This is a genomic window from Flavobacterium sp. MEB061 (assembly GCF_000834715.1).
GTDB classification, from domain to species: domain Bacteria; phylum Bacteroidota; class Bacteroidia; order Flavobacteriales; family Flavobacteriaceae; genus Flavobacterium; species Flavobacterium pectinovorum.
This window is the reverse complement of the sequence record NZ_JXQR01000051.1, coordinates 132452-148654: the sequence shown is the minus strand read 5'-3', so window position 1 is coordinate 148654 and position 16203 is coordinate 132452. Positions and strand designations below refer to the sequence as shown.

General features: G+C 33.9%; 14 protein-coding genes. 4 read left to right on the top strand and 10 right to left on the bottom strand.

Features of this window, described 5'->3' with window-relative positions:
* Nucleotides 1–8: 8 nt before the first annotated feature.
* The 3 genes from bglX to RT99_RS19530 form a co-directional block, all read right to left on the bottom strand.
* On the bottom strand, nt 9–2273 hold the full coding sequence (gene bglX / locus RT99_RS19540) for a beta-glucosidase BglX (protein ID WP_082036987.1): 2265 nt from the start codon (nt 2271–2273) through the stop codon (nt 9–11).
* Nucleotides 2274–2359: 86 nt separating this feature from the next.
* A complete protein-coding gene (locus RT99_RS19535) occupies nt 2360–2728 on the bottom strand; it encodes a PUR family DNA/RNA-binding protein (RefSeq protein ID WP_026981839.1) in 369 nt (122 codons plus the stop codon).
* A gap of 68 nt (nt 2729–2796) precedes the next feature.
* Nucleotides 2797–4575 carry an ABC transporter ATP-binding protein gene (locus tag RT99_RS19530; RefSeq protein WP_042566417.1) on the bottom strand — a complete coding sequence of 593 codons (1779 nt, stop codon included), beginning with the start codon at nt 4573–4575 and terminating at the stop codon, nt 2797–2799.
* 203 nt (nt 4576–4778) lie between these two features.
* On the opposite strand from RT99_RS19530, the gene RT99_RS19525 reads away from it, so the two are divergent.
* The 3 genes from RT99_RS19525 to yajC all read left to right on the top strand — a co-directional run bounded on the left by RT99_RS19525 (nt 4779) and on the right by yajC (nt 7418).
* The gene (locus tag RT99_RS19525; RefSeq protein WP_042566416.1) at nt 4779–5885 is read left to right on the top strand and encodes a Glu/Leu/Phe/Val dehydrogenase; all 1107 of its coding nucleotides are present in this window, start codon (nt 4779–4781) and stop codon (nt 5883–5885) included.
* A 228-nt stretch (nt 5886–6113) separates the two neighbouring features.
* A complete protein-coding gene (nusB, locus tag RT99_RS19520; protein WP_042566446.1) occupies nt 6114–7025 on the top strand; it encodes a transcription antitermination factor NusB in 912 nt (303 codons plus the stop codon).
* 117 nt (nt 7026–7142) lie between these two features.
* On the top strand, nt 7143–7418 hold the full coding sequence (gene yajC / locus RT99_RS19515) for a preprotein translocase subunit YajC (RefSeq protein WP_042566415.1): 276 nt from the start codon (nt 7143–7145) through the stop codon (nt 7416–7418).
* Between the two features lie 422 nt (nt 7419–7840).
* On the opposite strand, the gene RT99_RS19510 is transcribed toward yajC, so the two are convergent.
* The 5 genes from RT99_RS19510 to RT99_RS19490 all read right to left on the bottom strand — a co-directional run bounded on the left by RT99_RS19510 (nt 7841) and on the right by RT99_RS19490 (nt 13467).
* Complete coding sequence (locus tag RT99_RS19510) at nt 7841–8428, bottom strand: YdeI family protein (protein WP_042566414.1); 588 nt, start codon at nt 8426–8428, stop codon at nt 7841–7843.
* A gap of 1 nt (nt 8429) precedes the next feature.
* Nucleotides 8430–9707, bottom strand: a complete 1278-nt coding sequence (gene pepT / locus RT99_RS19505) for a peptidase T (RefSeq protein ID WP_042566413.1) — start codon at nt 9705–9707, stop codon at nt 8430–8432.
* A gap of 227 nt (nt 9708–9934) precedes the next feature.
* Entirely contained in the window at nt 9935–11071 is a 1137-nt protein-coding gene (locus tag RT99_RS19500; protein WP_042566412.1) for a formylglycine-generating enzyme family protein, read from the bottom strand.
* Between the two features lie 100 nt (nt 11072–11171).
* On the bottom strand, nt 11172–12128 hold the full coding sequence (locus tag RT99_RS19495; RefSeq protein WP_042566411.1) for a DUF6515 family protein: 957 nt from the start codon (nt 12126–12128) through the stop codon (nt 11172–11174).
* 130 nt (nt 12129–12258) lie between these two features.
* Complete coding sequence (locus RT99_RS19490; protein WP_042566410.1) at nt 12259–13467, bottom strand: OprO/OprP family phosphate-selective porin; 1209 nt, start codon at nt 13465–13467, stop codon at nt 12259–12261.
* Between the two features lie 354 nt (nt 13468–13821).
* Between RT99_RS19490 and RT99_RS19485 the strand changes: the two genes are divergently transcribed.
* Nucleotides 13822–14856, top strand: a complete 1035-nt coding sequence (locus RT99_RS19485; protein ID WP_042566409.1) for a quinone-dependent dihydroorotate dehydrogenase — start codon at nt 13822–13824, stop codon at nt 14854–14856.
* Here RT99_RS19485 and RT99_RS19480 read toward each other — a convergent pair.
* Nucleotides 14842–15558, bottom strand: a complete 717-nt coding sequence (locus RT99_RS19480) for a DUF3307 domain-containing protein (RefSeq protein WP_042566408.1) — start codon at nt 15556–15558, stop codon at nt 14842–14844. The genes RT99_RS19485 and RT99_RS19480 overlap by 15 nt on opposite strands.
* On the bottom strand, nt 15555–16166 hold the full coding sequence (locus RT99_RS19475; RefSeq protein WP_042566407.1) for a SatD family protein: 612 nt from the start codon (nt 16164–16166) through the stop codon (nt 15555–15557). Before RT99_RS19475 ends, RT99_RS19480 begins: the two co-directional genes overlap by 4 nt.
* Nucleotides 16167–16203: the final 37 nt, after the last annotated feature.

Here is a 16203-nt window from a genome sequence, read left to right as displayed (position 1 = left end):
CTAAATTTTTATTCCACTTTAAAATCACCTTCCAGACCATTTTCAGCATGTGAAGCAATCCAGACTTTAAAGTCGCCAGATTCTGTTTTAAGTTCCATTTTATCATTATAAAAAGCAAGCTCAGAAACGGGAATTGAAAATTGAACCGTTTTAGATTCTTTAGGTTTTAATTCGATTTGTACAAAATCTTTCAGTTCTCGAATAGGTCTCACGATACTTCCGGTAATATCACGGATGTATAATTGAACTGTTTCTGTTCCTGTATCATTTCCGGTATTCGTAATTACAGCAGAAACGTTTAATTTTTCGGTATTATTATTTTTAAGAACTGCTTTTTCGATTTTTAAATTTTCATAAGAGAAAGTGGTGTAGCTTAATCCAAATCCAAACGGATATTGAGGTTCATAGCCTGCATCAAGATAATGAGAATTATTTCCCAGAGAACTTTGCCAGGCTTCAATTGGAATATCCTGAATAGCCACAAAAGTTTTAGGATCTGCAGGTCTTCCGGTATTTGGGTGATTGTAATAAATAGGAATTTGTCCCACTTCTTTTGGCCATGTTACAGGCAATTTTCCTGACGGATTTACAACTCCCAAAAGTACATCAGAAATTGCAGGGCCAGCCATAGTTCCCGGATGCCATGCCATGATTAAGGCATTTACTTTTGGTAAAACCGCACCTAATGTAATAGGTCTTCCGGACATTATTACCAATACAATTGGTTTTCCTGTTTTTTGTAATTCAGCAATTAATTTTTCCTGTAAACCCGGTAAATTAATATTGGCTCTTGAATGTGCTTCTCCGGAAAGAATAGCTTCTTCTCCTGCAAAAAATAAAATCACATCTGATTTTTTAGCTTCTGCAATTGCGGCTGCAAAACCTTCTTCAGACAAAGATCGACTATGAGATAGTCCGGCGGAATAAAATACATTATTTGCGCCAAAACTATTTTGTAACGCTTTAAGCGGAGTTTGCGAATCTTCTTTATTTCCGTCAAAAATCCAGGTTCCTAATTGTTCTCGCGAGGCATCTGCCAAAGGGCCAATTACAGCTATTTTTTGATTCGATTTTAGAGGTAAAATCTGATTCTCATTTTTTAATAAAACGCTGCTTTTGCTTGCGGCTGTTTTTGCAGTTTGTAAAGCATCGGCACTTAATAACGAAAATTTTTCGCGGTCTTTAAAATACGGGTTTTCAAAAATTCCCGCTCTAAATTTTATTCGTAGAATATTACGAACCATTTCGTCCAGTTGCTTTTTAGAGATTTTCTTCTCAGCAATCAGCGTTTTTAAATGATGGGCATACGATAAACTGGTCATTTCCATATCAAGTCCTGCTGAGGCAGATTTTAATGCAGCATCTTTTTCATCGGTTGCAAAACCATGCGGAATCATTTCAGTAACCGAATTCCAGTCGCTTACCACAAAACCATCGTATTTCCATTCTTCTCGCAATATTTTTTTAAGTAAAAAAGGATTTCCAGAAGCCGGAACTCCGTTTACGTCGTTAAAAGAACTCATGAAAGTAGCGGCTCCAGCTTTTGCTGCGGCTTCAAAAGGTTTTAAATATACATTTCGAAGTAAAGATTCAGACATGCTTACGGTGTTGTAATCTCGTCCGCCTTCTGCAGCGCCATAAGCGGCAAAATGTTTGGCACAAGCTAAAATTTGTCCGGGTACAGCAGGATCATTTCCCTGAAATCCTTTTACATAAGCAACTCCCAATCGTGATGCCAATAAGGGATCTTCACCTGGCGATTCTGCAATTCTTCCCCAGCGGGCATCTCTGGCAATATCAACCATTGGTGCATACGTCCAGTTAATGCATCTTGAATACGATTCGTTAGCGGCGATTTTTGATATTTTTTCGACCAAATCCATATCCCATGAAGCAGCTAAGCCTAAGGGAATCGGAAAAATGGTTTTATAACCGTGAATAACATCTCTTCCAAATAATAACGGAATATGATTGGGACTTTCTTGGACTGCAATTTTTTGTATTTCAAAAACAAGATTTGGATCTGTAAGATTTAAAATAGCACCTACTAAACCCTTTCGAACATCATTTTTAAGTTCTTCAGATAAACCTTTACTTCGGCTTGAAGTTCCTTTAAGGCATGCCTGACCAATTTTTTGTTCCAAGGTCATGTTTTTTATGATGTTGCCGATTTTCTTTTCAACATTTAAATCGGTTTTTTGGCTGTAGGATATTGATATTATGGAGAGAAACAATAATAAGCAATAATGTGGTTTTGTGGTTAGTGTTTTCAAGGTTAGCTTTTTTTAAATTAAATATATAAAAAAAGTCCAAAATGCAGGACATATTGGACTCGTACTTTTTAAAAAGTTATATTGGACTAAATATCGTCAAAATCGATATCTGTAAAGCTAGATCTTTGGCCTTCAGGTTTATCAGAACCATATTCTTTTTTAAAATCTTTTTGGTGTCTTTCAGAGATTACTTCTTCGCCTTTGTGGTTCAAGACATATGAAGTCATTTCCTCTAGTATTTCGGCAAAAGCACCAAAATCTTCCTTGTACAAGTAAATTTTGTGTTTTTTAAAATGAAAAGAACCATCTTCTTCGGTAAATTTTTTACTTTCTGTAATCGTGATATAATAATCGTCTGCTTTAGTAGCTCTCACATCAAAGAAATAAGTTCTTCTTCCTGCTCGTAATACTTTAGAAAAAATCTCTTCTTTTTCTAACATGTCATTTTCTCTCATAATACGTTCTATCATTTTTGGAATTAATAGTACTCAAAAATCATAAAAATTTATCTATTACGCAACAATTAAAGTAATTCTTTTTCCGAAAGTTGTTTTAAATATAACGATGCATAATATCCTTCCTGATTTATTAATTGATTATGAGAGCCTTGTTGGATGATTTTGCCATCTTCCAAAATGATTATTTTGTCGGCATTTTTTGCTGAAGATACCCGATGACTTACAATAATCGTAGTTTTATCCTTGCAAATTTCAAATAAATTGTTCAAAATCGTCTCTTCTGTTTCAGTATCAACGGCAGACAAACAATCGTCAAATAGCAGAATAGCAGGATTCTTAATAATCGCTCTTGCAATAGACACACGCTGCTTTTGTCCGCCCGAAAGCGTGATTCCTCTTTCGCCTAAAATAGTGTCATATTGTTTGTTAAAAGCAATGATATTGTCATGAACCACAGCATTTTTTGCGGCTTCCATAACTTCCTCGTCGCTCGCATTTTGATTGCCAAATTTGATGTTATTTTTAATGGTATCCGAAAATAAAAACGCATCCTGTGGCACAATCCCGATATTATTTCGAAGATCATTTAGGTTTAAAGTGCTTATTTCATTTCCATCAATTATAATTTTTCCTTCGGTAACATCATATAAACGAGAAATTAAAGATAATATTGTTGATTTCCCCGAACCCGTTTTTCCTAATATAGCAAGCGTTTCTCCTTTTTTTACTGTAAAAGTCACATTTTTTAAAGCTTCAATATTGGTATCTTCATAAGTATAACTTACATTTTCGAAAGAAATCGAGCCCTGAATAGTAGATGGATTTTCGTTGTTGTTTTTAATTTCCGGTTCAATTTTCAAAAATTCATTTAAACGTTTTTGAGAGGCTTCTGCTTCCTGAACCATGGATGAAACCCATCCTAATGAAGCAACAGGCCATGTTAACATGTTGACATATAAGATGAACTCTGCAATTGTACCAATATTTTTAATCGTTCCGTTGATGTACATAACACCTCCAAAATAAATGACAACCAAATTACTAATTCCGATTAAGGCAATCATCAAAGGCCCAAAAAGTGATTGTACTTTTGCTAAATCTAAACTTTTCTTTTTGCTTTCATCGGCAAGAGCTACCATATTATTTTGATGCTGATTTTCTAAAGAATATGCTTTTATTACGCGAATTCCGGAAAATATCTCTTGTGAAAAACTAGAAACTTTTGATAAATATTGTTGAAAAGTGGTGCTTCTTTTATTGATTTCTGAACTCAGTTTAAAAATACAATAAGACAGAATTGGCAATGGTAAAATGGTGTATAAAGTAAGCAAAGGCGAAACGTTATACATATATAAAATTACGATGGCAAAACGAATAAACGTATTTATGCTGTACATCACTGCCGGACCAACATACATTCGAACTTTAGAAACATCTTCGCTAATACGGTTCATTAAATCCCCCGTACGGTTTTGTTTGTAGAAATTTTGAGAAAGATTTTCATATTGTTTAAAAACTTCATTTTTTAAATCAAACTCAATATGTCGCGACATTACAATTAAAGTCTGGCGCATCAGGAAAGTCAGGAAACCTGCAACAATTGCACTCCCAATGATTAACAGCACGTTGTGAATTAAATCCTGCTTGTAAGAATTAATTATTATGGAAGATTTTTGATCGGCATCAGACAATTTTAAAAATTGCTCAATAACATTAAAAGAATGACTGACAAGCTTTGGAGTGAATAAGAAAAAAATTTGTGCGATTATGGTTATTAAAATTCCAAAGGAAAAACTGTATTTATATTTAATAAAATATTTGTTTAAATAGCTTAATTCTTTCATTTTTTTAAGAGATTCAATATTAAGTATGTTTGATTTTGTGAATTATCCCTAATTAAAAGTATAATAAATTGTAATTAAATCAAAATAAAAATATTGTGTAATTGTTATTTTAAAGATAAAAAATTAGCGCAAGTGTATTTTTTGATTAAGTTTGAGAAGTCTTTTTGACAAATTCATAATTTTAACAAATAAATAGTAACGCTATGGATGCAACTTTCGCAACTGGAAAGGAACTTCAAAAAATGGATCCTGTTTTTGGTCAGTTATCTTTTGACGATCACGAACAAATTGTATTTTGCAATGACAAAGATACAGGTTTAAAAGCAATTATTGGTATTCATAATTCGGTTATGGGTCCAGCTTTAGGAGGTACTAGAATGTGGAATTATAATACCGAATGGGAAGCTTTAAACGATGTTTTGCGTCTTTCAAGAGGTATGACTTATAAATCTGCTATTACGGGACTTAATATTGGTGGTGGTAAAGCTGTCATTATTGGAGATGCTAAAACGCAGAAAACACCAGAATTGATGCGTAAGTTTGGTGAATTTGTTCACTCTTTAAGCGGAAGATATATTACTGCCGAAGATGTTGGAATGGAAACAAAAGACATGGACACGGTAAGAGATGTAACGCCTTATGTTACGGGTATTTCTGAAGAAAGAGGCGGATCTGGAAATCCTTCTCCTATTACGGCTTACGGTGTATATTTAGGAATGAAAGCGGCTGCAAAAAGCCAGTTTGGTTCTGATGTTTTAGATGGTAAAAAAGTTCTGGTTCAGGGAATTGGTCACGTTGGTGAAGCTTTGGTTGAATATTTAACTAAAGAAGGAGCGATCGTTACAATTGCTGATATCAACGAAGAAAAATTATACGAAGTAGCTCAAAAATACAACGCAACAATTTTTACTGGCGAAGATTTATATACTGCCGATGTTGATATTTACGCGCCATGTGCAATGGGAGCTACAATTAATGATGATACAGTAAACAAAATTAAAGCGAAAGTAATTGCTGGTGCTGCCAACAACCAATTAGCTGATGAAAATGTTCACGGGCCAAGATTGCAGGAAAGAGGTATTTTATACGCTCCTGATTTCTTGATTAACGCTGGTGGAATTATCAATGTTTATGCTGAATTAGAGCACTACGGTAAAGCCGAAATCATGACAAAAACCGAAAATATCTACAACACTACTTTAGAAATTATCGATTATGCTGTGAAAAACGGAATGACAACGCATAAAGCTGCCCTTACAATTGCTCAAAATCGTATCGATTTGAGAAAAATTGAAAACAGCAAAAAATAATAAAGACAAGTTTTATTGTTGAGAGTCTCAGTCTCAGTCACAGTTTTTTGATATATCAAAGGCTGCGACTGAAAACTGGGACTTTTTTTATATCGATTATGAATTACAATTTTGAGATATTTTTATGGAATTAAATTTTAATATCGTCTCTTTAATTCTTATTTTTGCAAACTAATTTTTAAATGTTCTTACAAGGTGGTAAATAGAAGACACATACGCGTTAAAGTAATGCAATCCATTTATGCAATGCATCAAAGCGGTTCTGATAATATGGAAAAAGAAGAGAAGTTTCTTTTTTACAGCATTGATAATATTCAGGACTTATATCTTATAATGCTTTCTTCATTGATTGAAATTTGCAAAAAAGAATCTGTTTTTTTACATCTTTCAAGCAAAAAACATCTTGCAACTGCTGCAGAACGTAATCCGAATGAAAAATTTATCAAGAACAAAATTTTTCAGCTTCTTGCCGAAAGCAATTCACTTAGTATTGCTTTAGAAAATCGTAAAATCAACAACTGGTCTTTAAATGACGATTATATCATTTTACTTTTAAATGATATTAAAGCGAGCGATTTGTATGCAAAATACATGAGCACAACAAAAAATACTTTTGAAGAAGACAGACAATTTATAATTGATTTGTTTGCAGAAGTTATTGTTCCGAATGAGAAATTATATGAGTATTTAGAAGACGATAAATTAACCTGGGTTGATGATATTCCGGTTGTAAATACACATATAATTAAACAATTGAAAGCCATAAAAACCGAAGATCCTGACGATTTTAGAGTGCCAAAATTGTATAAAGATGTTGAAGATAAAGATTTTGCAAAAGATTTATTTAGAAGAACAGTTTTAAACGAATCTATTTTTGCAAAAGAATACGACGATAAAACACCAAACTGGGACAGCGATAGAATTGCTGAAATTGATACAATTATTTTGAAAATGGCAATTTGCGAATTTTTAAAATTCCCGTCGATTCCGGTAAAAGTTACTCTTAACGAATATTTAGAAATTGCGAAAGAATATTCTACACCAAAAAGTAGTATTTTTATCAACGGAATTTTAGATAATTTGGTAAAAGAACTTGAAGCCAACAAAAAGATGGTAAAAGTAGGAAGAGGGTTGATGTAAAATTTTAAAAGAAATTCCAATCTTTTGAAATTCCAAATTCCAATGCCACTCTGAGCTAAGTCAAAGAGTTAAAATAAAATATTAATAATAAATCAAATCAAAAACAGAAATTAAATTATGGGACAATTAACTCAATTTGCGCCATTTCTATTAATGTTTGTAGTGATCTATTTCTTCATGATCAGACCACAACAAAAAAGAGCAAAAAACGAAAAAGAATTTGAAAGCAGCCTAAAAGTAGGTGACAAAATAATTACTAAAAGTGGTTTTCACGGTAAAGTTGTTGAACTTGCAGAAACAACTGTTGTAATTGAAACAATGTCTGGAAAATTAAAATTAGAGCGTTCAGCTATTTCTTTAGAATTGAGCTCTGCTTTGAATAAAAAAGCTTAACGCTTTTTAAAATTCCAAATAAAATATAAATCCCAAATTTCAACTGGAATTTGGGATTTTTTTTTGTCTTGAAATTAAGCGCATTGAATTATCTTTGCGAGGAACGAAGCAATCTCACGAAGTACTTCCACAAGAATAACTACAAAGTATCCCCAATCTTGTCATCCCGAGGAACGAGGGATCTCCGCAAGAAGCTCCATACAGTAATTCTTCAATCTTTGTCGAGCTACTTGCGGAGATCCCTCGTTCCTCGGGATGACAAGATTGGGGTTACGTTGAGTATAGACTTTTGTCGAGTTATTTCGTGAGATTGCTTCGTTCCTCGCAAAGACGCAGCTTGTGTAAATAAAAAACCTTTGTCAAAGTTTTAAACTTTGACAAAGGTTGGAATTTGGAATTTTCTTATTTGAAATTTCTAAAACTTACCTGTATTTATCATTCAACCCAACATTCCCTAAAATCATCGGAATCACTTTCTCGATTCTTGATAGTTTCGTTTTCTCTTGTTTGGCTGTTTCAATGTATTCTAAAAACTCATATTGTTTATAAGGTGCGAATTTTTGAAAAGCTTCTGCTAAAGCCGGATTCAAATCCATTTCCTTTTGCAGTAATTCAGAAACTATGGCTTCTTTCTTTGAAGGTTTAATAATTTTTCCCTGCTTTTCGTTTTCAATGGCTTCCAGAATATATTCTAAAACTTCTTTTTCGTTTACTTGTTCTTTTGAAGTAAATCGCCATTGACGCATCGATTTTGTTTTGTCTTCCTGAGCATTAATGAGTCTCTTTTTCTTGTCTTTTAAAAATACTCCATTAAGAAACCAAATAGCAAAATAATCTTTAAAACCTCCAATCCCGATAATATTTCTCTTGTTGTAAACATAAATAGGAGCGCCCCATTTTATGGTTTCAACGAGTTCGGTTTTGTCAATAATTGATTTTAGGAAAAGAAGTTCTTCTTCCCATTTATTGACTTTGTCCCAAACGTGTTTTTTATCAGAAATTGGTTCCAATTTATTTTTTGCTTTTAGGTTTTTCAGTTACATCAAAAGCACCCTGAATGGCTGTTAATTCCGCAATTTTTACAATTACTTCGGTTGCTTTCTGGATACTTTCTGCAGGAACATATTCGTATTTTCCGTGAAAGTTATGTCCGCCCGCAAAAATATTCGGACAAGGTAATCCCATGTAGGATAATTGAGATCCGTCAGTTCCGCCACGAATAGGTTTAATGATCGGTTTGATGTTTAGTTCTCTCATTGCTTTTTCAGCAATGTCAACAATATGTTTTACCGGAAGCACTTTTTCTTTCATATTATAATACTGATCTCTTACTTCAGTAGTTACAATATCTTCACCAAATTGTTTGGCGAATTTTTTGTTGATTTTCCTGGCAATTTTTCCAATTAAATCTTTTCTTTTTTCAAATTTAACTTTGTTGTGATCACGAATAATCAATTCTAAAACTGTTTCTTCAATGCTTCCTGTTAAATGATGAACATGAAAAAAGCCTTCATAACCTTTAGTTTCCTGTGGCGTTTCTCCTTTCGGAAGTTCGTTAATGAAATCATTTGCAATCAACATCGAGTTGATCATTTTTCCTTTGGCATAACCTGGGTGAACGCTTTTTCCTTTAAAAGTAATTTTGGCTCCGGCGGCATTAAAATTTTCGTATTCTAATTCACCAATCTGGCTTCCGTCCATTGTATAAGCCCATTGAGCACCAAATTTTTCTACATCAAAATGATGAGCGCCACGACCAATTTCTTCATCAGGAGTAAAACCAATTCTGATTTTTCCGTGTTTAATTTCCGGATGCTGAATTAAATATTCCATAGCAGAAACAATTTCTGTAATTCCCGCTTTATCATCCGCACCAAGCAAGGTTGTTCCGTCTGTTGTGATGATGGTTTGTCCTTTATATTGTAATAAATCTTTAAAGTAATTTGGAGATAAAACAATGTTTTTCTCTGCGTTTAAAACGATGTCTTTTCCGTCGTAATTCTCAATAATTTGAGGCTTTACATTTGCTCCGCTAAAATCCGGAGAGGTATCAAAATGTGAAACGAAACCAATTACGGGAACTTCGTGATCTACATTACTTGGCAAAGTTGCCATGATATAGGCTTTATCATCTATAGTGACATCTTGTAAACCAATTGTTTTTAGTTCTTCAACTAATTTATTGGCAAGATTCCATTGTTTTTCTGTACTTGGAGTAGTTTGTGAGTTTGGGTCTGATTCTGTATCAATTGTTACATAACTGATAAAACGATCTATAATATGCTGCATTTCTTTAATTTTTAGCAAATATAAGGAAAAAGAGTTCGCCACGAATTGCACAAATGTCTACTAATTTATGGTTGAAGGGTGAGATAAAAAAGTTCGCCACGAATTTCACGAATTAGCACGAATCATTTATAATTTAAAAATCCAATTTCACGAATTATATTTCATGAAACTGGATTTAAGTTTTATTTGTAGACACTTCTAATTAGTGAAATTAGTGGCAAAAAACTTTACTGCACACATCTAAAACCAATATGATTTGCCGGAGATTGATAATCGCCTTTACCTCGTGTACCAACCATATATCGGGAACAATATTGATCTGTACATAAAAATGATCCACCGCGTTGTACCTTTTTCAGTAGGCCAGGATCTGCGGGATCGTATGATTTTTCAGCACCTTTTGGGTTTTTGGTTACTTGTCCGCTTTCGCTTAAAGTGGCATAGTAATCAGGAGTATACCAATCATTTGTCCATTCCCAAACATTTCCTCCAATATCATATAAGCCATAAGAGTTTGGTTCAAATTGTGCTGTTGGCGCTATACCAATATATCCATCTTCGCCGGTATCGCCTTTTTCAATAGGGAAATGTCCCTGATAAATATTTCCCTGAAACTTTCCTTTAGGTTTTAATGTATTTCCCCAAGCATACAATTGCCCAGATTTTCCGCCACGAGCTGCAAATTCCCATTCGGCTTCGGTTGGTAGTCTTTTACCGGCCCATTTTGCATAAGCAGCTGCATCAGCATAAGAAACTTGCACAACAGGATATTTCTCTCTGCCAATAATGGAACTCATTGGACCTTCGGGATGTCTCCAGTCGGCACCACCAACGTAGCTCCACCATTGCATATAATTATTTAAATCTACAGTTGCCGGAGTAGGGGTGAAAACTGCCGATCCTGCTATTAAATTTTCTAATGGAGCATCAGGATATTCCTCGTGTGTTGGTTTTTTTTCAGCCAGCGTTACATAACCTGTGGCTTTTACAAAAGCAGCAAATTGCTCGTTAGTAACTTCAGTTTGATCCATATAATAGCCATCAACATAAACCCTGTGAATTGGCGCGGCATCTTTTGTAACACCTTTTATGCTGCATAAGCTTTCGTCTTCGACGTTACTTCCCATAGAAAATTCTCCTCCCGGAATCCAGACCATGCCTTTTGGTGCTTTGCCGGTAGGTTTATTTTTATTTTCAATGGTGGGTTTAAAAACAGATTCGCCAGTAGCATGCGGAGTTTCGGCACAATCTTTTGCTGCGGCTATTTCATTTTTTTCTTTTGGAATAATCTTAGTATAACCAAATGCAATAGAAATAATTGAAAGGGCTAGTATTGCAAATATCCAATAGGTTTTATTTTTCATGTTAGTCAATTTTAATTGAAAGTAATTGCCGGAAAACAATCTGGTCAAAGTTAAATAATTATTCTAGTTATTCTATAGGGTTAATAAAAATAAATATTTATTATTTATCTTCTTCAACCTGAACAACTTCGTATTTATCTTTTCCATCAACTTGTACGGGTTGGTAGTAGGTTTCTCCAAATTTTACATATTTTACATCTCCTATAGTGACTTCTTCACCGCCTTCGGGCAAGTTATCTACTAAAGTTCCGGCTGTTGGTGCAACAACTTTATAGGTGCTGCCGTCTTTTTCATAATACGTTCCACCGTAATAATAATTATTGACAGTTCCGGTATTTACAGTTTGGGCACCACTCGGAATATTATTTACGGTTCCGCCAACCGGAGCTGGTACAGCGGTATAACCACCACTTGTCGAGGTATACCAAACTCCCTGATCATAATGATATTGTGTGCTTTCAACGCTTACTACAATCGCTGTAACAGCCAAAGTTGCTACAAAAAATCCCCATGGATGCCAAACCGGACCCCAATAAAATGGTCTGTATGGATGAAAGAAATAAGGATTGTAAGCATGATATCTATAGCCGCCATAAACGTAAGGAGGGCGTACATAAGGTCTTGGACCGGGTCTTACAACAGTATTACGGTTGTTGCGAACATGTACACTATTGTTTACATTAATGTTTACATTGTTTCTGTTCACCGTATTACCACTAATATTGGTATTTCTGTTACCACTATTATTGATATTGTTTCTGGTTGCTGAGTTTCTGTTGGTAGTTGTATTTCTATTTCCAGCATTTGTGTTTGAAGTATTGGCAGGTCTCGTAGTTGTATTGGTTGATTTTCTAACACCAGAATTATTAGAGCCTGGCCTTGTTTGCGTTGCAGGTCTTTGAGTTGCAGGCCTTGTTTTTACAGCTCCACCAGCTCGCTTTGTGCCGCCGTTGCCGCCCACTCGTCGTTGTGCTAAACCATCAATAGAAATTAAGAAAAATGATCCAGCCATACATAGTAGTGCCGCTTTTTTTAGTGTTTTATTTATACTTTTCATTTTCAGTGTTTTATGGTGTATTAAAATTATTAAAAAAAATAAGAATAATCGTAAAAATTAAAAATCATTTTTAGTTTTTGTTTGTGCTATGTGATTGTAAATAAGTTAAATGCGAATTTTGTTTTGTGATTTATAGCGAAATATCCCATTGTATTCTAAAACGCCAGCCTGCTTCTAACGGCAGGGTTTTATCCTGAAAACTAAAATAGCTAAACTCTGATGTAAGCTTGTTTTTATGGCCTTTAAAAAACCAGTTGAAAGCAATGGTAGTTTCATCCTGCAAATTTTGTCTAATTGAGTTGTCAGGTCTATAGGCGGCATGTCTTCCTGCCATTTCTAAATGTTTTGGCCACCATTCAAAAGCATTGTGAAAAAAATAACCAAGCTGAGCATAATAACCTTTCATCGTAGTGGTTTTGTTATTGTCCAGTTTATCAATAATTTCTTTAGTATGCCATTCGCTTTGCCACGAAAATCCACGATACATAAATGCAGTTTCAAAATTCCATTGGTTAACGCGATATTGTCCCGGAGCTCCGTCCTCAAATCCGTCTAAATAACCTCCGCCAGATTGCGAAAACCTCGTATAAGGACTTCGGTTTGTAATGGCAGAAAAAGCAATAATTGGTGTCGGTTTTTCGTGAAATTCTAAATCACTTCCTTCAAAATCAAGAAATCTTCCGAGAAAATTCCATTGAGCACGACCAAAATACATAAGGTTGTTATCATCATTTGAAGTATTTCCTCTTCCGGTTCCTGTTAAAGCTGCTGCCCAATAATTAAAATCAGCAATTCCTTTTCCTTTCAGATGTCCGTACAATTCAACTCCCATTTGCCTGTCTACCGTAAACGGGCGATTGATTAAAGACCGGTCTACAGTTTGCTGTTCGCCGCTGCTAATAAAACGTTCACGGGTAAACTCAACTTTCCATTGTCCTACTTTCAAACTAAGCCATTTGTATTTTTCGACCATTATTCTAAAATCAAGCAAATTCGACTGACTCAATTCATATTCCCAATAATAATTGAGCCAGGGTTCAAAAGCATGACCGCCCACTTTTAACCTCGCGCGATTGATTTTAAAAGTCGTTTGTTTATCCTGACTATAATCGTCATATGTTAACGGATCCTGATCATTTGGCGTAGAAAACCGAAATTGTAAACGACTCTGAAGCTGAAAAAGAAATTTATTATCGTTGGTTCGTAATTCGATTCCTTTTTCGCCATATCTAAAATGAATGAGTTTGGTTGTATCTTTTATTTGTTGTGATAAGCCTGAAATACTCAATAATAACAGAATAACCGACAGATATTTTTTGAAATGGGGTATGATGTACATAAACTAATGGAGTTTTACATTCTTAATCTATTTTGTATAACTTCGAATATCGCAAACAAGATCTTTCTTAATATCTAATAAGTCCTTCAAAATTAAGTATTAAAACTGCCAAAAAGCTGGCTCAAAGTCGCTACATTGTTTCATTTTATAACTTGCAACGTTAAATATTGATTTTAGGTTTCTTTAAAAAGTATCACGATTTTTAGCCGTCAAAACTTATAATTAATTGATTATAATGTTATTGTGTTTTTATAAGTTGGTTTTAAATCTCTTATTTATTTGTTTTTATAAAAAAGAGCCATTTTCAAGTATTATAATTAAATTTGCAACCGAAAAAACAACAACACAACTCTTATGTATAAATTGATAATTCGCCCAATACTTTTTTGGTTTGATCCGGAAGAAGTACATTATTTTACTTTTTCATTTGTTAAATTTATTTCAAAAATCCCAGGAGTTTCATCAATTATAAAATCAATTTACGAAGTAAAAGACAGTCGTTTAGAGCGTGATGTTTTCGGAATAAAATTCAAAAATCCGGTTGGACTTGCTGCAGGATTTGATAAAGATGCAAAGTTGTATAAAGAACTTTCAGACTTTGGTTTTGGTTTTATCGAGATAGGAACCGTAACTCCTGTTGGTCAGGAAGGAAATCCTAAAAAACGTTTGTTTCGATTAAAAGAAGATCAGGCAATTATTAACCGAATGGGATTTAATAATGGCGGAGTTCTTGAAGCTGTTGAACGTTTAAAAAAGAATTCAAATGTTTTAATTGGTGGAAATATTGGAAAAAATAAAGTAACGCCAAACGAAAATGCCGTTGACGATTATATCATTTGCTTTGATGCATTATTTGATCATGTCGATTATTTTGTGGTAAATGTGAGTTCGCCAAATACGCCAAATTTAAGAGCTTTACAAGATAAAGAACCTTTGACAGCCTTATTACAAACTTTGCAGAACAGAAATGTAGAAAAGCAAAAAACGAGCACTCAAAAAATAAAACCAATACTTTTAAAAATTGCCCCGGACTTAACAGACGAGCAATTATTAGATATTATTGATATTGTAAAAACTACTCAAATTGCAGGTGTAATCGCTACAAATACTACTATTTCCAGAGACGGGTTACAATCTCAAAATCAATCTGAAATGGGCGGATTATCAGGAAAACCGCTAACGCAGCGTTCTACAGAAGTGATTCGTTTTCTTTCTGAAAAAAGCAATAAAGCATTCCCGATTATTGGAGTAGGAGGAATACATTCTGCAGATGATGCTATCGAAAAATTGAATGCCGGAGCAAGTTTAGTGCAATTATACACCGGATTTATTTATGAAGGCCCGGCGTTGATAAAAGCAATAAATAAAAAAGTTTTACAGCAATTGTAATAACAAGGCCTGTACAATAAGTCCGAGAGTGATAGCGACGCCAAAACTTATTAAAGTACCAATTAAAACATATTCGGTAAGTTTTCTGTCTTTGGCTTCTTTTAGATCTCCAAACCTAAAAATAGATTTAGCAGCCAATAAAAAGCCAATTGCTTCAAAATGTCCGGTTAGTATAAAGCAAAATACAAATAAGCGTTCTAATATGCCAATGTAATTTCCTGCATTGGCTAGTGAATTATCCTGATTACTATCTTGACTTTCCGGACTCCAGATAGAAATAATGGTTTTAATAAAAATAGAAGTTGGTTTTGTAATAAATAAAAATCCAGTTATTAAAATCCAGAATTGATTATCAAACCAAATAAAATTGATGGTTTTGTTTTGATAGAGTAATACGATCGCAATTAAAACTAAAATATGTGCAATTTGATCTGCAATAAACCAAGTGCGTTTTGTTTTATTTTGTTGAAAATTGAGTTTGATTAAATCAATGATTCCGTGCGAAATTGCGATTAAAATGGCATAAGGAATAAAAGCAATCTCCCATACTAAAACCGCTGCCAGAATACCGTGTAAAAGAATATGAAAATATAAATAAATACTCTTATGTTTTTTAGTTTCTTTATCTGCAACCCACGAATTTGGCTGCCATATAAAATCGCCTAATAAATGTGCTAAAAGTAGTTTTATAAATAAAATCATGACGTAAGTTCTTTTATTTGTGTTCTAAAATATCGATCTAAATTCATAACCAAATCAAACTGAGCACGTTTTTGTCTTCGACTTACAGCAGCTTGATTAATGCCTAATTTTTGTCCCAGTTCTTCTTGCGACAAGTTTGGGTTTTCTATTGCAACAGCAACAAATTGAGCCGGTTGCGCAAGCCAGTTATCCATAAAAGTTAATGCCAGACGAAGCATTAAATTCATTTTTTCATCAAAAACAATATCTCCGGTTTTAAGAGCTAGAGTCACCTTTTGTTTTTTTAAAGTTTCAAAAAGTTCTCCCGAATTTATAAAGGCAGTTCCATTACTTTCGGATATTTTTTCGGCGTTATGCGTTTTATCTCCAAAACCAATACTCATTCTTGCATCAGATTTTAGGGCTCTTAGATGTGCTTTTATTAAAATAGCAGTCAATAAAGCTTCTTCAGGATTTTTGATTTCTACCTGAAATTCATCTCCTCTGTAGATCTCCCATTGAGCAGGCATTTCTCCAAACTGCGACAGGATTTTTTTTAAATCCTCTACCCAATGTTTAGACTTTTGCTGTCTAGAACCAATTATATCTCCTGTAATTACGCTTGTCATATTCAAATATAATTAAAAATTAATTAACTTATATATT